We start from the raw sequence: 13,295 nt of genomic DNA, 5'->3' as shown, positions 1-13,295 counted from the left end.
GGCAGGTCGCGGCCGCCCGGCAGCTTGGCGTCGGGGGCGCGGAGATAGAGTGGGCGGGGCGGGACCGGCCGGCGGACGGCGGCGATCTGGGCCACCGCCACAGGATCGGCGTGGTCGGCGGCGACCACCGTCGCGCCGGGCAGAGCGCCCGCCAGCAGGGGCGCGCCGGAGCCCACCAGGGTCACATCCCCTGCTCCGGCCAGCTCGGCCAGGCGCGCGGCGGCCGTGCCTGGCGGCAGGGCGTCGGGCGCGCTGACCGCCACGCCGTCGGCGAAGGCCTGGAGGTAGACCTGGTCACGCTTGGCGTCGAGCACGGCGAAGACGGTTCCCGACAGCGGCTGGGCCAGGGCCTCCAGCACGCCGACCCCAACGACGGGGATGGACAGCGCAGCGCCCAGGCCCTTGGCGAAGGCCAGCCCCACCCGCAGACCGGTGAAGGAGCCGGGGCCGACTGTGACGCCGACCCGGTCGAGCTGGTCGAAGGCGACGCCGGCCTGTGTCATCACCTGCGCCACGAGGGGGGCGAGGCGCTCCTGGTGGCCGCGGGCCATGGGCTCGACGCGGGAGGCCAGCACCCGCCCACCGTCGAGGACGGCGGCCGAGCAGGCGCCCAGGCAGGTGTCTATCGCCAGAAGGATCAGAGGGTCTGCTCGACCCGGGTCACTTCGGGCACATAGTGCTTGAGCATGTTCTCGACGCCGGCCTTCAGGGTCGCCGAGGAGGACGGGCAGCCCGAGCAGGCGCCGCGCATGTGCAGCCACACGACACCGGTGTCGGGCTCGAAGCGGTTGAACAGGATGTCCCCGCCGTCCTGGGCCACGGCCGGACGGATGCGGGTGTCCAGCAGGTCCTTGATCTCGGCCACCACCTGGGCGGTGTCGGCGTCGTAGACGGCGTCGTCGTCATGGCCGCTCTCACCGTCGGCGGCCGTGGTGAACAACGGCCGGCCTGAGGCGAAGTGATCCATGATGGCGGCCAGGACCGGCGCCTTCAGGTGGGGCCAGTCATGGTCCGGGTGCTTGCCAACGGTGACGAAGTCCAGGCCGAAGAAAACCCGGTCGACGCCGTCGATCTCGAAGAGGTCGGCGGCCAGGGGCGAGGCCTCGGCTTCCAGCGGGCTGCGGAAATCTCGCGAGCCTTCCGCCAGGACCGTCTGTCCGGGCAGGAACTTCAGGACCTCGGGATTGGGCGTCGGTTCGGTCTGGATAAACATGGGCTAGATGTGGCGCTAGAACAGGCAATGCGCAAGGTTTGGCGCACCACCGACGCTTGGAGCGCGACCCGTCGCCGCATGATAGCGGCAGGCTGCGATTGAACGGTGGCGGGAAAGGGTGTATCGCGCCCGCCGCACCACGGCATCGTGCCGACCAAGGGCGCCGCCTTTTCGGCCCCGGAGACTTTGGATGGCTGATCCGGCCAGCGGCGCCCTCGAGGCGGCGGAGGATTCGCGGCACGCCCCCCATAAGGACAGCTTCCGGGCCCTTGCGCTGGGGGCGATCGGCGTGGTGTTCGGCGATATCGGCACCAGCCCGCTCTACGCCATGCGCGAGGCGCTGCATCACACCAAGGACACGGTCTCCAACGAGCTCGCGGTGCTGGGGGTGGTGTCCCTGGTGACCTGGGCCCTGATCCTGATCGTCACCATCAAGTACGTCGTCTTCCTGATGCGCGCCGACAACAAGGGCGAGGGCGGCACCCTGGCCCTGATGGCCCTGGCGCAGCGTTCCCTGGGGCGGCGTTCGACGGCGGTGTTCTTCCTGGGCGCCGTGGGGGCCGCGCTGTTCTACGGCGACGGCATCATCACCCCGGCCGTCTCGGTGCTCTCGGCCATCGAGGGCCTAAAGGACGCGCCGGGCATCGGCCACCGGATGGGCCCGTTCGTGGTGCCGATCTCGGCGGCCATCCTGGTGGCCCTGTTCATGGTCCAGGCCAAGGGCACCACCAGCATCGCCCGGTTCTTCGGGCCCATCACCGCCGTGTGGTTCCTGGTCCTGGCGGGGCTGGGCGTCTACCACATCGCCGACGACATCTCGGTCCTCCGCGCCCTCCTGCCCCATTACGGGGTGATCTTCCTCTGGGACAACGGCCTGCTGGGCTTCATCATCCTGGGCAGCGTCTTCCTGGCGGTGACCGGGGCCGAGGCCCTCTACGCCGACATGGGCCATTTCGGAAAGAAGCCGATCCAGGCGGCCTGGCTGATCCTGGTCCTGCCGTCCCTGCTGTTGAACTATCTGGGCCAGGGCGCCCTGGTGCTGTCCAATCCGGCGGCCCGCTCCAACCCCTTCTTCGAGATGATCCCGGAGGTCATCTATTGGCCGGTGCTGCTGCTGGCGACGGCCGCCACGGTCATCGCCTCTCAGGCCGTGATCACCGGCGCCTTCTCCATGACCCAGCAGGCGGTTCAGCTGGGCCTCTTCCCCCGCATCGACATCCGCCGCACCAGCGAGACCCAGGCCGGCCAGATCTATGTGCCTCAGGTCAACACCATCCTGATGATCGGGGTGCTGGTGCTGCTGTTCACCTTCCGCAGCTCCTCCAACCTGGCGGCCGCCTACGGTATCGCGGTCACCGGATCGATGTTCATCGACACCCTGCTGTTCTTCGTGATCATCAAGCACATGTGGAAGCGGCCGACCTGGCAGGCCTGGCTCGCGGCGCTTGGCTTCGGCGCCCTGGACGTGACCTTCATCTCCTCCAACCTGCTGAAGATCCCGGAGGGCGCCTGGCTGCCCCTGGTGTTGGGGCTCGTCCTGGTGGTGATCATGTGGACCTGGACCCGCGGCGCCCAGATCCTCACCGACAAGACTCGACGCGATTCCGTGCCCCTGCTGGAGCTCTCGGAAATCCTCAAGGCGCGGGCACCGCACCGGGCGCACGGCACGGCGATCTTCCTCACCTCGGACCCCGAAATGGCGCCCGTGGCGCTGATGCATAACCTCAAGCACAACAAGGTCCTGCACGAGAAGAACATCATCCTGACCGTCCACACCGCCGAGACTCCGCGGGTGAAGGAGGACAACCGGGTGACGATCGAGCCGATCAACGACGACTTCAAGAAGGTGATCATCAACTACGGCTTCATGGAGAGCCCGAACCTGCCCAAGGCGCTCGGCCTCTGCCGCAAGCTGGGCCTGAAGTTCGACATCATGGCCACCAGCTTCTTCCTCGGCCGCCGCTCGGTGGTGGCCTCGGCGCAGTCGGGCATGCCGCTTTGGCAGGACAAGCTGTTCATCTTTCTGATGCGCAACGCGGCCAACCCCACCGACTTCTACAAGATCCCGCCCGGTCGTGTGGTCGAGCTCGGAACCCAGGTGACCGTCTGATGCTGCTGGCTCTTCTGGGCGACGCCCTTTGGATCATCTCGCTTTCGATCATGGCCTCCACGACCCGGGCGGCCTGGGGCCGGATCGATCCCGAGACCAAGGTGCCGCTGCAGTTCGCGCTCAGCGGAAAGCCGACCTTCCGGGTCAGGCGCAACCTGGCCCTACTGGCCATCCCGACCGCGGCCTTCTTCCTGGGCCTGGCCCTGGTGGCGTTCAACCGCAACGCCGCGGCCAGCCTGGAACATTCGGTGATCCTGTTCGGCGTGCGGGCCACCGCCGCGGCCCTGATCGCCGTCGGCCACCTGCGCTGGCTGAAGGCCGCCCTGGACCAGTTGCAGAGCGAAGGCGCGCTCAAGTCTTGATACGCCGGGCCTTTGGCCCCTATACGCCCGCGACGTCCACCTTCCGCTCGAAAGTCCGCACCCCCATGTCCAAGCCCGCGATCAAGAAAGTCGTCCTGGCCTATTCCGGCGGGCTCGACACCTCGATCATCCTGAAGTGGCTGCAAACCGAGTATGGGGCGGAGGTCATCACCTTCACCGCTGACCTGGGTCAGGGCGAAGAGCTGGAACCCGCCCGCGCCAAGGCCCTGGCCGCCGGGGTGAAGCCCGAGAACATCTTCATCGAGGATGTGCGCGAGGAATTCGTCCGCGATTTCGTCTTCCCGATGTTCCGCGCCAACACGGTCTATGAGGGCCAGTACCTGCTCGGCACCTCCATCGCCCGGCCCTTGATCGCCAAGCGCCAGATCGAGATCGCCCGCAAGATGGGCGCCGACGCCGTCAGCCACGGCTCCACCGGCAAGGGCAACGATCAGGTCCGTTATGAGGTGGCCTACTACGCCCTGGAACCGGACATCCACGTGATCGCGCCCTGGCGGGAGTGGGACTTCAAGAGCCGCGAGGCCCTGCTGGACTTCGCCGAGAAGCACCAGATCCAGATCGCCAAGGACAAGCGCGGCGAGGCCCCCTTCAGCGTCGACGCCAACCTCCTGCACTCATCCTCCGAGGGCAAGGTCCTGGAAGACCCGGCGATCGAGGCGCCCGAGTTCGTCTATATGCGGACCATCGCCCCGGAGGACGCGCCGGATAAGGCCACCGTCTTCACCATGGACTTCGAGAAGGGCGATCCGATCGCCATCGACGGCGTGGCGATGAGCCCGGCCACCCTGCTCACCAAGCTGAACGAGCTGGGCTACGCCAACGGTGTCGGCCGGCTGGACCTGGTGGAGAACCGCTATGTTGGCATGAAGTCGCGCGGGGTCTACGAGACGCCGGGCGGGACCATCCTGCTGGCCGCCCACCGGGGCATCGAGTCCATCACCCTGGATCGCGGCTCCATGCACCTGAAGGACGAGCTGATGCCGCGCTACGCGGAGCTCATCTACAACGGCTTCTGGTTCACCCCGGAGCGCGAGATGCTGCAGGCCGCCATCGACCACAGCCAGGCCATGGTCTGCGGCCAGGTCACGGTGAAGCTCTACAAGGGCAACGTCACCATCATCGGCCGCACCAGCCCCTACTCCCTCTACGATCAGGACCTGGTCACCTTCGAGGAGGGCAAGGTCGCCTACGACCACAACGACGCCTCGGGCTTCATCAAGCTGAACGCCCTGCGCCTGCGCGTGGCCGCCAAGCGGGACAAGCGCGTCAAGGGCTGAGAACGGCCCCTTTGGCAGACAGCAAAACGCCCGCCTCCGGATCTGGATGCGGGCGTTTCGGTTTGGGAAGAGCTTAAGGCGCCGGGCGCAGAACCCGGGGACCGATATTGTCCATCACGGCGCGGGCGTCGAAGGCTCGGGTGTCGCCCTCCGGCTTGGCGCCGCGGCGCATGACGATCTCGGCGCTGGCCTCGAACCTCTCCACCGTGCGGACATCCATGCGGTCGCCGAAGAAGGGGTCGCCGAAGAAGGGGTCCCACGAGCGCCAGCCGTAGCCGCCGCCGTAGTAGCGCCAGGACGGGCGCCAGTAGTTGTACCCGGGGCCATACCAGGGCCGGTAAAAGGGATCGGGCTCGATATAGGTCCGCGCGTTGCGGTCGGTCTGGCGATCCACCACCGAGAACCAGTCATAGCCCTGAGCCACGGTCAGCTCCGCGGCGCGGTAGAGCAGGTAACCCTCCACCGTCTCGCGCGAGGTCATGCTGTTGCCGGCGAAGTTGACCCGGAAGCGGTCGGCGTCGAGCCGGACTTCCGAGAAGCCGCCCGAGGTGGCCTGACCGCGGATATTGGGCTGGTAGGGGGTCGCGGTGGCGCAGGCCCCAAGGGTGGCCGCGAGCACGGCGCTGGCGGCGAGGGCGGCGAATCGGCGGGTCATGAGGGTGCGCCTAAGTTGAAGGTCGGAAGATACCAACCGAACACATGGGCGTAATTTTGGTTGCCGCCAAGCATTTGATGTCAAAGTCGAAATGACAAAAGTCGGGGCGCGCCCGCCTTGAAATCGGGCGCGCCCCAGGTTTGTCCTCGGGGGAGGAAGCCCGCCCGGCGCTGGGGAGCGCCGGGACAGGATCTCGTCAGGCCGGAGCCTTAGAAAGGCTCCTACTCAATGTGGGAGCGCGTCGGGCGGGTTAACCGGTTTCCACTTAACCCTGACGCGCTCCAGGATCAGAATTCCTCCCAATCCTGGCTCTTTGGCTGGGCCGCGCCGCCGCCGCCGAAGTTGGCGCGGATCTTCTCGGCCATGCGGCGCGGCGGGGAGGCCGCGGGGCGCGAGGTTGGTCCGGCCGCCTGGGGGCGCGAGGCCCGGGGCGGGGCGGTGTCGGCGCCGGTGCGGAAATCACCCATTAGACGGCGCAGTTCGACGGCCTCGCCGTTCAGGGCGTGGGCCGCGGCGGTCGACTGCTCCACCATGGCGGCGTTCTGCTGGGTCACCTGGTCCATCTTGTTGACGGCGGCGTTGACCTCGTTGAGGCCGACAGCCTGTTCCTTGGCCGAAGCCGCGATCTCGCCCACCAGACCGTCGATCTCGTCGACCTGGGCCACCAGCATCTCCAGGGCCTGGCCGGTCTTTCCCACCAGTTTCACGCCCGACCCGACCTGGCTCGATGAGGCGCTGATCAGGGCCTTGATCTCCTTGGCCGCTTCGGCCGAGCGCTGGGCCAGGGCCCGGACCTCGGAGGCGACCACCGCGAAGCCCTTGCCGGCTTCCCCGGCGCGAGCGGCTTCAACGCCCGCGTTCAGGGCCAGCAGATTGGTCTGGAAGGCGATCTCGTCGATCACCCCGATGATCTGGCTGATCTGGGTGGAGGACTTCTCGATTTCGCCCATGGCCAGGACAGCCTGGCGGACGATGTCGCCCCCGTCGGCCGCGCCGGTCTTGGCGGTCTGCACCACGGCGCGGGCATGCCCGGCCCCCTCGGCGGACTTCTTCACCGTGGCGGTGATCTCATCCAGGGCGGCGGCGGTCTCTTCCAGGCTGGCGGCCTGCTGTTCGGTGCGGCGCGACAGGTCGTCGGACGCCCCGGCGATCTCCTCGGCGCTGGAACCGATCTGCGAGCTGGTGGCGACGATGACCTGCATCGCCTCCCGCAGCTTGCCAACCGCGCCGTTGAAATCGGCGCGCAGGGCTTCGTATTCTTCGGGGAAGGCCTGGTCGATGGCGTGGGTCAGGTCGCCCTGGGACAGGCGCGACAGGCCGTTGGCCAAGGTGCTGACCACGGCCGCCTGTTCGGCCTGGGCCTCGGCCCGTTCCTTCTCGACCTGCGCCCGGGTGGCTTCTTCCCGGGCGGCGGCGGCCTCCTGCTCCTCGCGCATGGCGGTGAGGCGCAACTGGTTGTCCCGGAAGACCCCCAGGGAGCCGACGATGGCTCCCAGCTCGTCGCCGCGGGCGATTTTGTCGAGATCCTGCTGATTGTCCCCGGCGGCCAGCTTCTCGGTGGCGCCGGCGATGCCCTGGATGGCGCGCTTGACCCCCAGGATGGTGGCGATGGAGATCCCCGCCACCGCCATCAGGGTGATGAGCGCGCCGCCCATGGCGATCTTGCCGGTGAGGGCGGCTTCCTCGGCGCTGGCCTTGGCGTGGGCCTTGGCCTCGGCCTGGACCAGGGCGGTGGCGCCGTCCAGGGTCTCGGTCATCCGGTTGTACTGGACCTCGAAGGGTTCGACGAAGGCCGCGGCGGTGGCGAAGTCGATTCCAAGCATGGAGCCCACGACCTCGATGCCTCCCCGGTAGTCTGTGAGGTCCTTGATCAGGGCGTCGAAGCGCTTGCGCTCAGCGGGCGGCAGCTTGCCCTTGATCTTGGTCAGCTCGGCCTTGATGGAATCGACGTCGGCCACCAGCTTCTGCAGCTGGGCCGTGGAGTCCATGCCCGGCGTCGCGGCCGTGTGCGTCATTAGCAGATAGAGGTCGCCATGCACCGCGGTGATCCGCTTGGCGATCCGGGCCAGGTCCAGGCTGACCGCCATGTCCTCAGCGACGATTCGGTCAATGGCCTTGGACTGCTGCTGCTGGCTCCAGACAGCCCCGCCGGCCACCAGGGCCAGCATGAGCACGGCGAAGGTTGGAGCGAACGCCATCTTCACAACGAGTGAGAGGTCGGCGAGGCGGAAGGTCTTCATCTCAAATCTCCGAAGGAAAGCGTGACCCCGCCGCGGCGCGGCGGGGTCGGCCTAGCTCACCAGGTTTTGCTGAGGGTGAATTGCACCCGGCGCTCAGCCTGCAGGCCGCTGGGACCCTTGGCTTGCGACTCGCGGGCGTGGAGCAGGTTGACCCCGTCCACACCCACCACGATGCCGTTCTGCAGCTTGTAGGACACGCGGCCGGCCAGGGTGGTGTAGGCCGGGACGGGTTCCAGCAGGTTGCCGTTGTAGGACGAGAACTTGCTGACCTGATGGACGTAGCCGTCCACCGCCCACTGCTCGTTGGCCCAGCCGAGCGCCAGGTTGCTGCGGTACTTCGGGGTGGTGGCGTCGAAGTTCACCTTGCGCAGAGTCAGGGCCGCGGTGGTGAGCGTCGGTGTGTCCTCGACCTTGGTGTAGGTGGTGTCGGCGCTCCAGTGGAACCCGGCCCCGATCTTGCCCGAGGCGGCGAGCTCGAAGCCCATCATCTCGGAGTCGCCCGTGTTCTTGTAGACGTAGGTGTTCCAGGTGGTGGCGGTCGACGGGAAGTCGATGGCGGCGGTGCTGAACTGGCCTTTCACGCTCTCGGTCTTCTGGGCGAAGGCCTTGACGCTGGCCCGGGCGCGCAGCGAGGGCAGATCCCGGTCATAGGTCAGCTGGTAGTTGGTGACGATCGCCGGGTCCAGGCTGGGATTGCCGGTGATCAGGGCGCCGGTGGGCGCCGGCGTGGCCGGCGGGATCAGCAGGCCCCCCAGTTCCAGCAGGGTGGGGGCCTGGACGCCGCGGGCGTAGGTGGCGCGCAGGGTGTCCTTGTCCGAGGCCTTGAAGACCGCGCCGAGATTGACGCTGGCTTCATTGATGTCGCGGTCCCAGAGCGCGTTGTTGGTCTGGGGCGCGCCGACCGGGAAGGGCCCGGTGCGCTTGAGGGTCAGGCTGTCCATGCGGCCGGCGGCGGTGAGGGAGAGCTTGGGGGTGACGGCCCAGTTCCACATGACCGACGGGGCCACGACCTTGTAGCTGATCTTGGCGCCCGAATAGGAGGCGGTGTTGAGCTGGTTGTCCCGATACTCCAGGCCCAGGCGCACGGTGTGGGCCGCGCCGACCTTGAACAGGTCCTCCACGCTGAACACCGTGATGCCGTTCAGGTAGCGGCGGCCCGGGGTCAGGGCGTCCAGATCGTTGTGATAGCCCTGGACCTGGATCAGGCCGAGCTTGGTGTCGGAGGTGACCGTGGCCTTCAGGGAGTTGGTCTTGATGCGGTGGGCGGCGTAGGCGAAGGTCGAGATGACCTGCGAGGCTTGGCCGTTCGAATAGGAACCTTCGACCCGCAGCTGGGTGTTGGCGCCGAGTTCGGCGACCGCGTCGATATTGGCGTGCAGGGTCGAGGGGTTGTGGATCTGGGCCGCCGTGACGTTGGGGCTATTGTCCTTCCACTCGTTCTGATGCTGGCCGCCGGCCGAGAGCCGGACCGAGACCTTGTCGCCCAGATGCATGGTCTTCACCACCGAGACGAAGTTGCTCTCGCCGGTGCCCGTGCGCAGATCGACGGCGTTGGTGTCGTCGAACCTTGGGTTGAAGGTGATGATGTTCACAACGCCCGACACGGCGTTGAAGCCGAAGATAGCGCTGTTGGGTCCACGCACCACTTCGATCTGGCGGATTTCGCTCAGTGAGATGGGCAGGGCGGTCCAGTCGGTGTAGCCGAAGTGATCAAGATAGACCTGGCGGCCGTTGATCAGCACCAGCAGGCGCGGCGAGCGGGCCTGATTGTAGCCTCGGATGCCCACGTCGGACTGGCCGGCGGCGAAATTCAGCACATCCACGCCGGCGACGCGCGACAGGATGGTGGGAAGGTCTGTTGCGCCCGAGCGCTTAATGTCGCTCGAGGAAATGATGGTCATGTCCACCGGCACCTCGGTGGAGCGCTGCGGCGAACCGGTGGCCGAGGTGGTGACGGGCTCATTGAACAGCTGCTCCAGGGAGCCGTAGTCGATGGACTGCGCCTGGGCCGCGGTGGCCGCCAGGGTGAGACCGGCGGCGGCGCCGGCGAGGAGGAATTGCTTTTTCATGGGGTGTCTTTCCGAGCCGTTCAGGCTCAGATCTCCTTGATCATCATGCGGAAGGCGGCCTTGAAGGTCGCGCCCACGGCGGCGGCGGCCGCGCGGTTGACGGTGATGTCGACCTTCGGGTCGGTGGCGACGCCCATGACGCAGGCGCCGGACTTCACGCAGGCCGGGTCGGATCCGACGGTGACCAGCTTCTTGCCCTTGGCCGCCGCGCCCACCGCGCCGTAGTTGACGCCTTCGGTGATGTAGAGGGCCGCGACGCCGCTGACCCCGCCGACGGCGGAGGCTTCGACCGGCTTGCCGATCAGGGTGACCGCGCCGGCCGCGTAGCCGGAGCCGAGCGCCGCGATGATCGCGTTCTTCTCGGCGACCGACCCCGGCTTGGAGGGGTCGAACACGACCCCCAGGACGGCCCGGCCCGTGGGGCCGTTCTCCAGGAAGGTCAGGGCCCGGCCGGCGACGGCCAGGTCCTTGGCCGGATCGGCGTGGCCGATCACCGGCGTCGCCAGGACAAGGGCCATGGCCCCCATCGCCAGCAGTTTGTTGTGGTGTTCCGACATGTCATCCCCTCGCCCAGATGCGGGCTTTAACGAGCGGAGGTTTGGACGGGGCATTGGTAAATAGAAGTTAATCGAGATTGCCGGTCAGAAGCGATACAGCCCCTAGACTATTGTATTTGAACGTAGATATCGGCCTAACCGATGTATTGAGTAAGTTAACAGAGTTGGCAATACCGAAGCATTGGCGGCCGCATTAGCCACAAACGAGTGGATAAACTGCATGTCTAGTCGCCGAGTTAATAGTTTGAGCGAGGACCGAAAGCTGTTTCGGCTTGATTTAGCCTTGGCCCTACCGCGGTAGGGCCAGCGCCCGCGACTGACGGCCGAGCTTAACCTTACTGGCTTGGAACCTATTGTCGCACCCGCCGCGGTGGCGCTTTGTCGCACCCCCTAAGGTGCTGATTTCCCTGAATTATACTCGATCCAGGTATAGGCGCGGCGGAAGGGTGGAGGGCTTTGCGGCAGCGAGTTCCCGCCCGACCCTAGTGGCGCAGCGCCATCAGGGTGGCGGCGCTGATCAGAAGCAGGCCGACGACGACTTGGAATCCTCGCCGGAACCGGGGCTCTGTCATCCGGCGGGCCAGGGCCGCACCGCCCAGGCCATAGGCGCTCATTGCAATCACGTCGAAAACGATGGTGCCGCAGGCGAAGCTCGCCAGTTGCAAGGGGAGGGGGCGGTCCGGATCCAGGAAGGGCGGCAGGACGGCGGTGAAGAACAGGATCGCCTTGGGATTTGAGATCTGCACCGTGAAGCCGTCGCGCCAGGCGTGAGCGCCGGGCTGGATGGAGGCGGGTTTGAGTTCGCCCATGGTCTCGATGCGCGCGGCCAGCAGGCTTTTGAGCCCCAGCCAGGCCACATAGGCGGCTCCGGCGTAGGCGATCAGGTGGAAGACCTGGGGAAAGGCCAGGACGGCGGCGCCGAGCCCCAGGGCCGCTACGCCGAACCAGACCAGGGTCGCGCTGTTCATGCCGGCGACGGCGATCAGGGCGGCCCGCTTGCCGCGCTCGGCCCCGATGGCGATGGCGAAGACGTTGGCGGGACCGGGGGTGGCGGCCATCACCGCCATGACGCCCAGGAAGGTCACGTAGCGGGCGGGGTCGACCGGGAGCATCATGGGCCTAGAGCGCTATGGGCGAGAAAAGCTGCGGTAGCCCCGAGGTAATCCCCATTGCGCCACTGGGAAAGGTCCGCGACACGGAAATCGGAAGTGAGGACTCATGGGCTCTGAATTCTGGCTGTTCGTGGCCGTGGGCTTCGCCGCCCAGCTGGTCGATGGGGCGTTGGGCATGGCCTATGGGGTGATCTGCTCCACGGTCCTGCTGGCCTTGGGGGTGACCCCGGCCAACGCCTCGGCCAGCGTGCATGCCGCCAAGGTGTTCACCGGCGCGGCCTCGGCGATCAGCCATATCTACCACCGCAATGTCGGCTGGCGGCTGCTGCTGTTGCTGGCCCTGGGCGGGGTGCTGGGCGGGATCGGCGGGACCTACCTGCTGACCTCCATCGATGGCGCGGTGATCAAGCCCTATGTGGTGGCGTGGCTGGGCCTCATGGGCCTGGTGATCCTCTATCGCGCCTGGCGCCAGGCGCGGCCCAAGCTGTTCTCCTGGCGGCTGCCGTTCCCACTCGGCCTGACCGGCGGCTTCTTCGACGCCGTGGGCGGCGGCGGCTGGGGCCCGGTGGTGACCTCGACCCTGCTGGGAAGCGGCGCCGACCCGCGCCAGGCGATCGGCACCACCAACACCGCCGAGTTCTTCATGTCGGTGGCGGTCTCGGCGGCCTTCGTCACCGCCCTGATCACCGGACACTGGGAGACCACCGGCCTTACCGATCATCTCTGGTCGGTGGTGGGGCTGATCGCCGGCGGGGTGGTGGCCGCGCCGGTGGCCGGCTGGGCCACCAAGGCGTTGCCGCACCGCGCCCTGACCTGGCTGGTGGGCGCCCTGGTGACCGGCCTCGCCGCCTGGCAGGCCTGGATGCTGTTCGCCTAGACCGTCGCGGTCTGGACCATGGCCCAGATCACGCGGCCCAGGGCCCCGAACAGCAGGATGGCGGCCGCCAGCATCTGGATGACGAAACCGGCCTCCCGCTTGCCGGGGTCGGCCACATAGCCCAGGGCATAGATGATGCGCCCGACGATCCACACCACCCCCAGGGCCGCGGCGACCCGGTCGTCCCAATAGATCGCGAACAGCCACAGGCCCGCCAGGAAGATCGGCAGCCACTCCAGGGTGTTGTAGTGGACCCGGATATTGCGCTCCAGGTGGGGGTCGCCGTGCATGGCCGGCGCAGCGATGCCGGAAACTTTACGCGCGCCCCCCACCCGCAGGCCCATCCAGACATAGACGAGCAGGGCCACAATGGTGACGATGGCGACTTCGTAGTGCGGTTGCATGAATTCCCCCATTTCCCTCCGGCGCGTCGGCGGCCGGTTGCGGCCAGGGTGGCACGCGTCGAGGCCTGCGGGAACCTTCCCCCCGTCTCGTGGCGTTTCAGTCCGTCGACGGAAACGTCTGGAGGTTCCGATGCAGGTCGAATCCGCGGCTATCAGCGACATTCGCTACGACCAGGACCGCGCCAAGCTGTTCGTGCGGTTCAACGACGGCGACGAGTACGTCTATGTGGGCGTTCCGGGCGAGGTGCATCGCAGCTTCGTCGACGCCGACTCCAAGGGCCAGTTCTTCGCGTATGAGATCCGCGACCAGTACCCCTACAACAAGCTTGAAACCTGAATCAGAAACACCCGCGTCCTTTCGGAAGCGGGCGTCAGATGGTCTCGAGGCTGTGAGGCTT

At 67.2% G+C, this 13,295-nt stretch carries 13 protein-coding genes; 5 read left to right on the top strand and 8 right to left on the bottom strand.

Annotation, left to right across the window (positions count from 1 at the left end):
- A partial coding sequence (gene tsaB, locus RMO97_RS05020; RefSeq protein WP_310539444.1) for a tRNA (adenosine(37)-N6)-threonylcarbamoyltransferase complex dimerization subunit type 1 TsaB occupies positions 1 to 638 on the bottom strand: 638 nt, incomplete at its 3' end.
- The gene (locus RMO97_RS05015; protein WP_310539443.1) at positions 638 to 1,213 is read right to left on the bottom strand and encodes a NifU family protein; all 576 of its coding nucleotides are present in this window, start codon (positions 1,211 to 1,213) and stop codon (positions 638 to 640) included. The genes tsaB and RMO97_RS05015, both read right to left, overlap by 1 nt.
- Before the next feature lie 190 nt (positions 1,214 to 1,403).
- Between RMO97_RS05015 and RMO97_RS05010 the strand changes: the two genes are divergently transcribed.
- The 3 genes from RMO97_RS05010 to RMO97_RS05000 all read left to right on the top strand — a co-directional run bounded on the left by RMO97_RS05010 (position 1,404) and on the right by RMO97_RS05000 (position 4,983).
- Positions 1,404 to 3,323, top strand: a complete 1,920-nt coding sequence (locus RMO97_RS05010; protein ID WP_310539442.1) for a potassium transporter Kup — start codon at positions 1,404 to 1,406, stop codon at positions 3,321 to 3,323.
- On the top strand, positions 3,323 to 3,685 hold the full coding sequence (locus RMO97_RS05005) for a hypothetical protein (RefSeq protein WP_310539441.1): 363 nt from the start codon (positions 3,323 to 3,325) through the stop codon (positions 3,683 to 3,685). The genes RMO97_RS05010 and RMO97_RS05005 overlap by 1 nt, the downstream gene beginning before the upstream one ends.
- A 65-nt stretch (positions 3,686 to 3,750) precedes the next feature.
- On the top strand, positions 3,751 to 4,983 hold the full coding sequence (locus RMO97_RS05000; RefSeq protein ID WP_310539440.1) for an argininosuccinate synthase: 1,233 nt from the start codon (positions 3,751 to 3,753) through the stop codon (positions 4,981 to 4,983).
- A gap of 73 nt (positions 4,984 to 5,056) precedes the next feature.
- Here RMO97_RS05000 and RMO97_RS04995 read toward each other — a convergent pair whose 3' ends face one another.
- The 5 genes from RMO97_RS04995 to RMO97_RS04975 all read right to left on the bottom strand — a co-directional run bounded on the left by RMO97_RS04995 (position 5,057) and on the right by RMO97_RS04975 (position 11,619).
- Positions 5,057 to 5,638: a CC0125/CC1285 family lipoprotein gene (locus RMO97_RS04995; RefSeq protein ID WP_310539439.1), complete on the bottom strand. Its 582-nt coding sequence runs from the start codon at positions 5,636 to 5,638 to the stop codon at positions 5,057 to 5,059.
- Positions 5,639 to 5,925: 287 nt separating this feature from the next.
- Entirely contained in the window at positions 5,926 to 7,878 is a 1,953-nt protein-coding gene (locus RMO97_RS04990) for a methyl-accepting chemotaxis protein (protein ID WP_310539438.1), read from the bottom strand.
- Between the two features lie 56 nt (positions 7,879 to 7,934).
- Positions 7,935 to 9,947, bottom strand: coding sequence for a TonB-dependent receptor domain-containing protein (locus RMO97_RS04985; RefSeq protein ID WP_310539437.1), 2,013 nt, complete (start codon positions 9,945 to 9,947; stop codon positions 7,935 to 7,937).
- A gap of 26 nt (positions 9,948 to 9,973) precedes the next feature.
- Positions 9,974 to 10,504, bottom strand: coding sequence for a hypothetical protein (locus RMO97_RS04980; protein ID WP_310539436.1), 531 nt, complete (start codon positions 10,502 to 10,504; stop codon positions 9,974 to 9,976).
- Positions 10,505 to 10,986: 482 nt separating this feature from the next.
- The gene (locus RMO97_RS04975) at positions 10,987 to 11,619 is read right to left on the bottom strand and encodes a LysE family translocator (RefSeq protein ID WP_310539435.1); all 633 of its coding nucleotides are present in this window, start codon (positions 11,617 to 11,619) and stop codon (positions 10,987 to 10,989) included.
- A 103-nt stretch (positions 11,620 to 11,722) separates the two neighbouring features.
- On the opposite strand from RMO97_RS04975, the gene RMO97_RS04970 reads away from it, so the two are divergent.
- Positions 11,723 to 12,493 carry a sulfite exporter TauE/SafE family protein gene (locus RMO97_RS04970; RefSeq protein WP_310539434.1) on the top strand — a complete coding sequence of 257 codons (771 nt, stop codon included), beginning with the start codon at positions 11,723 to 11,725 and terminating at the stop codon, positions 12,491 to 12,493.
- Here RMO97_RS04970 and RMO97_RS04965 read toward each other — a convergent pair.
- Positions 12,490 to 12,897 carry an MAPEG family protein gene (locus RMO97_RS04965; protein ID WP_310539433.1) on the bottom strand — a complete coding sequence of 136 codons (408 nt, stop codon included), beginning with the start codon at positions 12,895 to 12,897 and terminating at the stop codon, positions 12,490 to 12,492. The genes RMO97_RS04970 and RMO97_RS04965 overlap by 4 nt on opposite strands.
- Positions 12,898 to 13,027: 130 nt before the next feature.
- Here RMO97_RS04965 and RMO97_RS04960 point away from each other — a divergent pair, with 130 nt between their 5' ends.
- The gene (locus RMO97_RS04960) at positions 13,028 to 13,234 is read left to right on the top strand and encodes a KTSC domain-containing protein (RefSeq protein ID WP_310539432.1); all 207 of its coding nucleotides are present in this window, start codon (positions 13,028 to 13,030) and stop codon (positions 13,232 to 13,234) included.
- Positions 13,235 to 13,295: the final 61 nt, after the last annotated feature.

This window comes from Phenylobacterium sp., assembly GCF_031425575.1.
GTDB lineage: Bacteria > Pseudomonadota > Alphaproteobacteria > Caulobacterales > Caulobacteraceae > Phenylobacterium.
The sequence above is the reverse complement of the archived record's forward strand: the minus strand, read 5'-3'. Positions and strand labels throughout refer to the sequence as shown.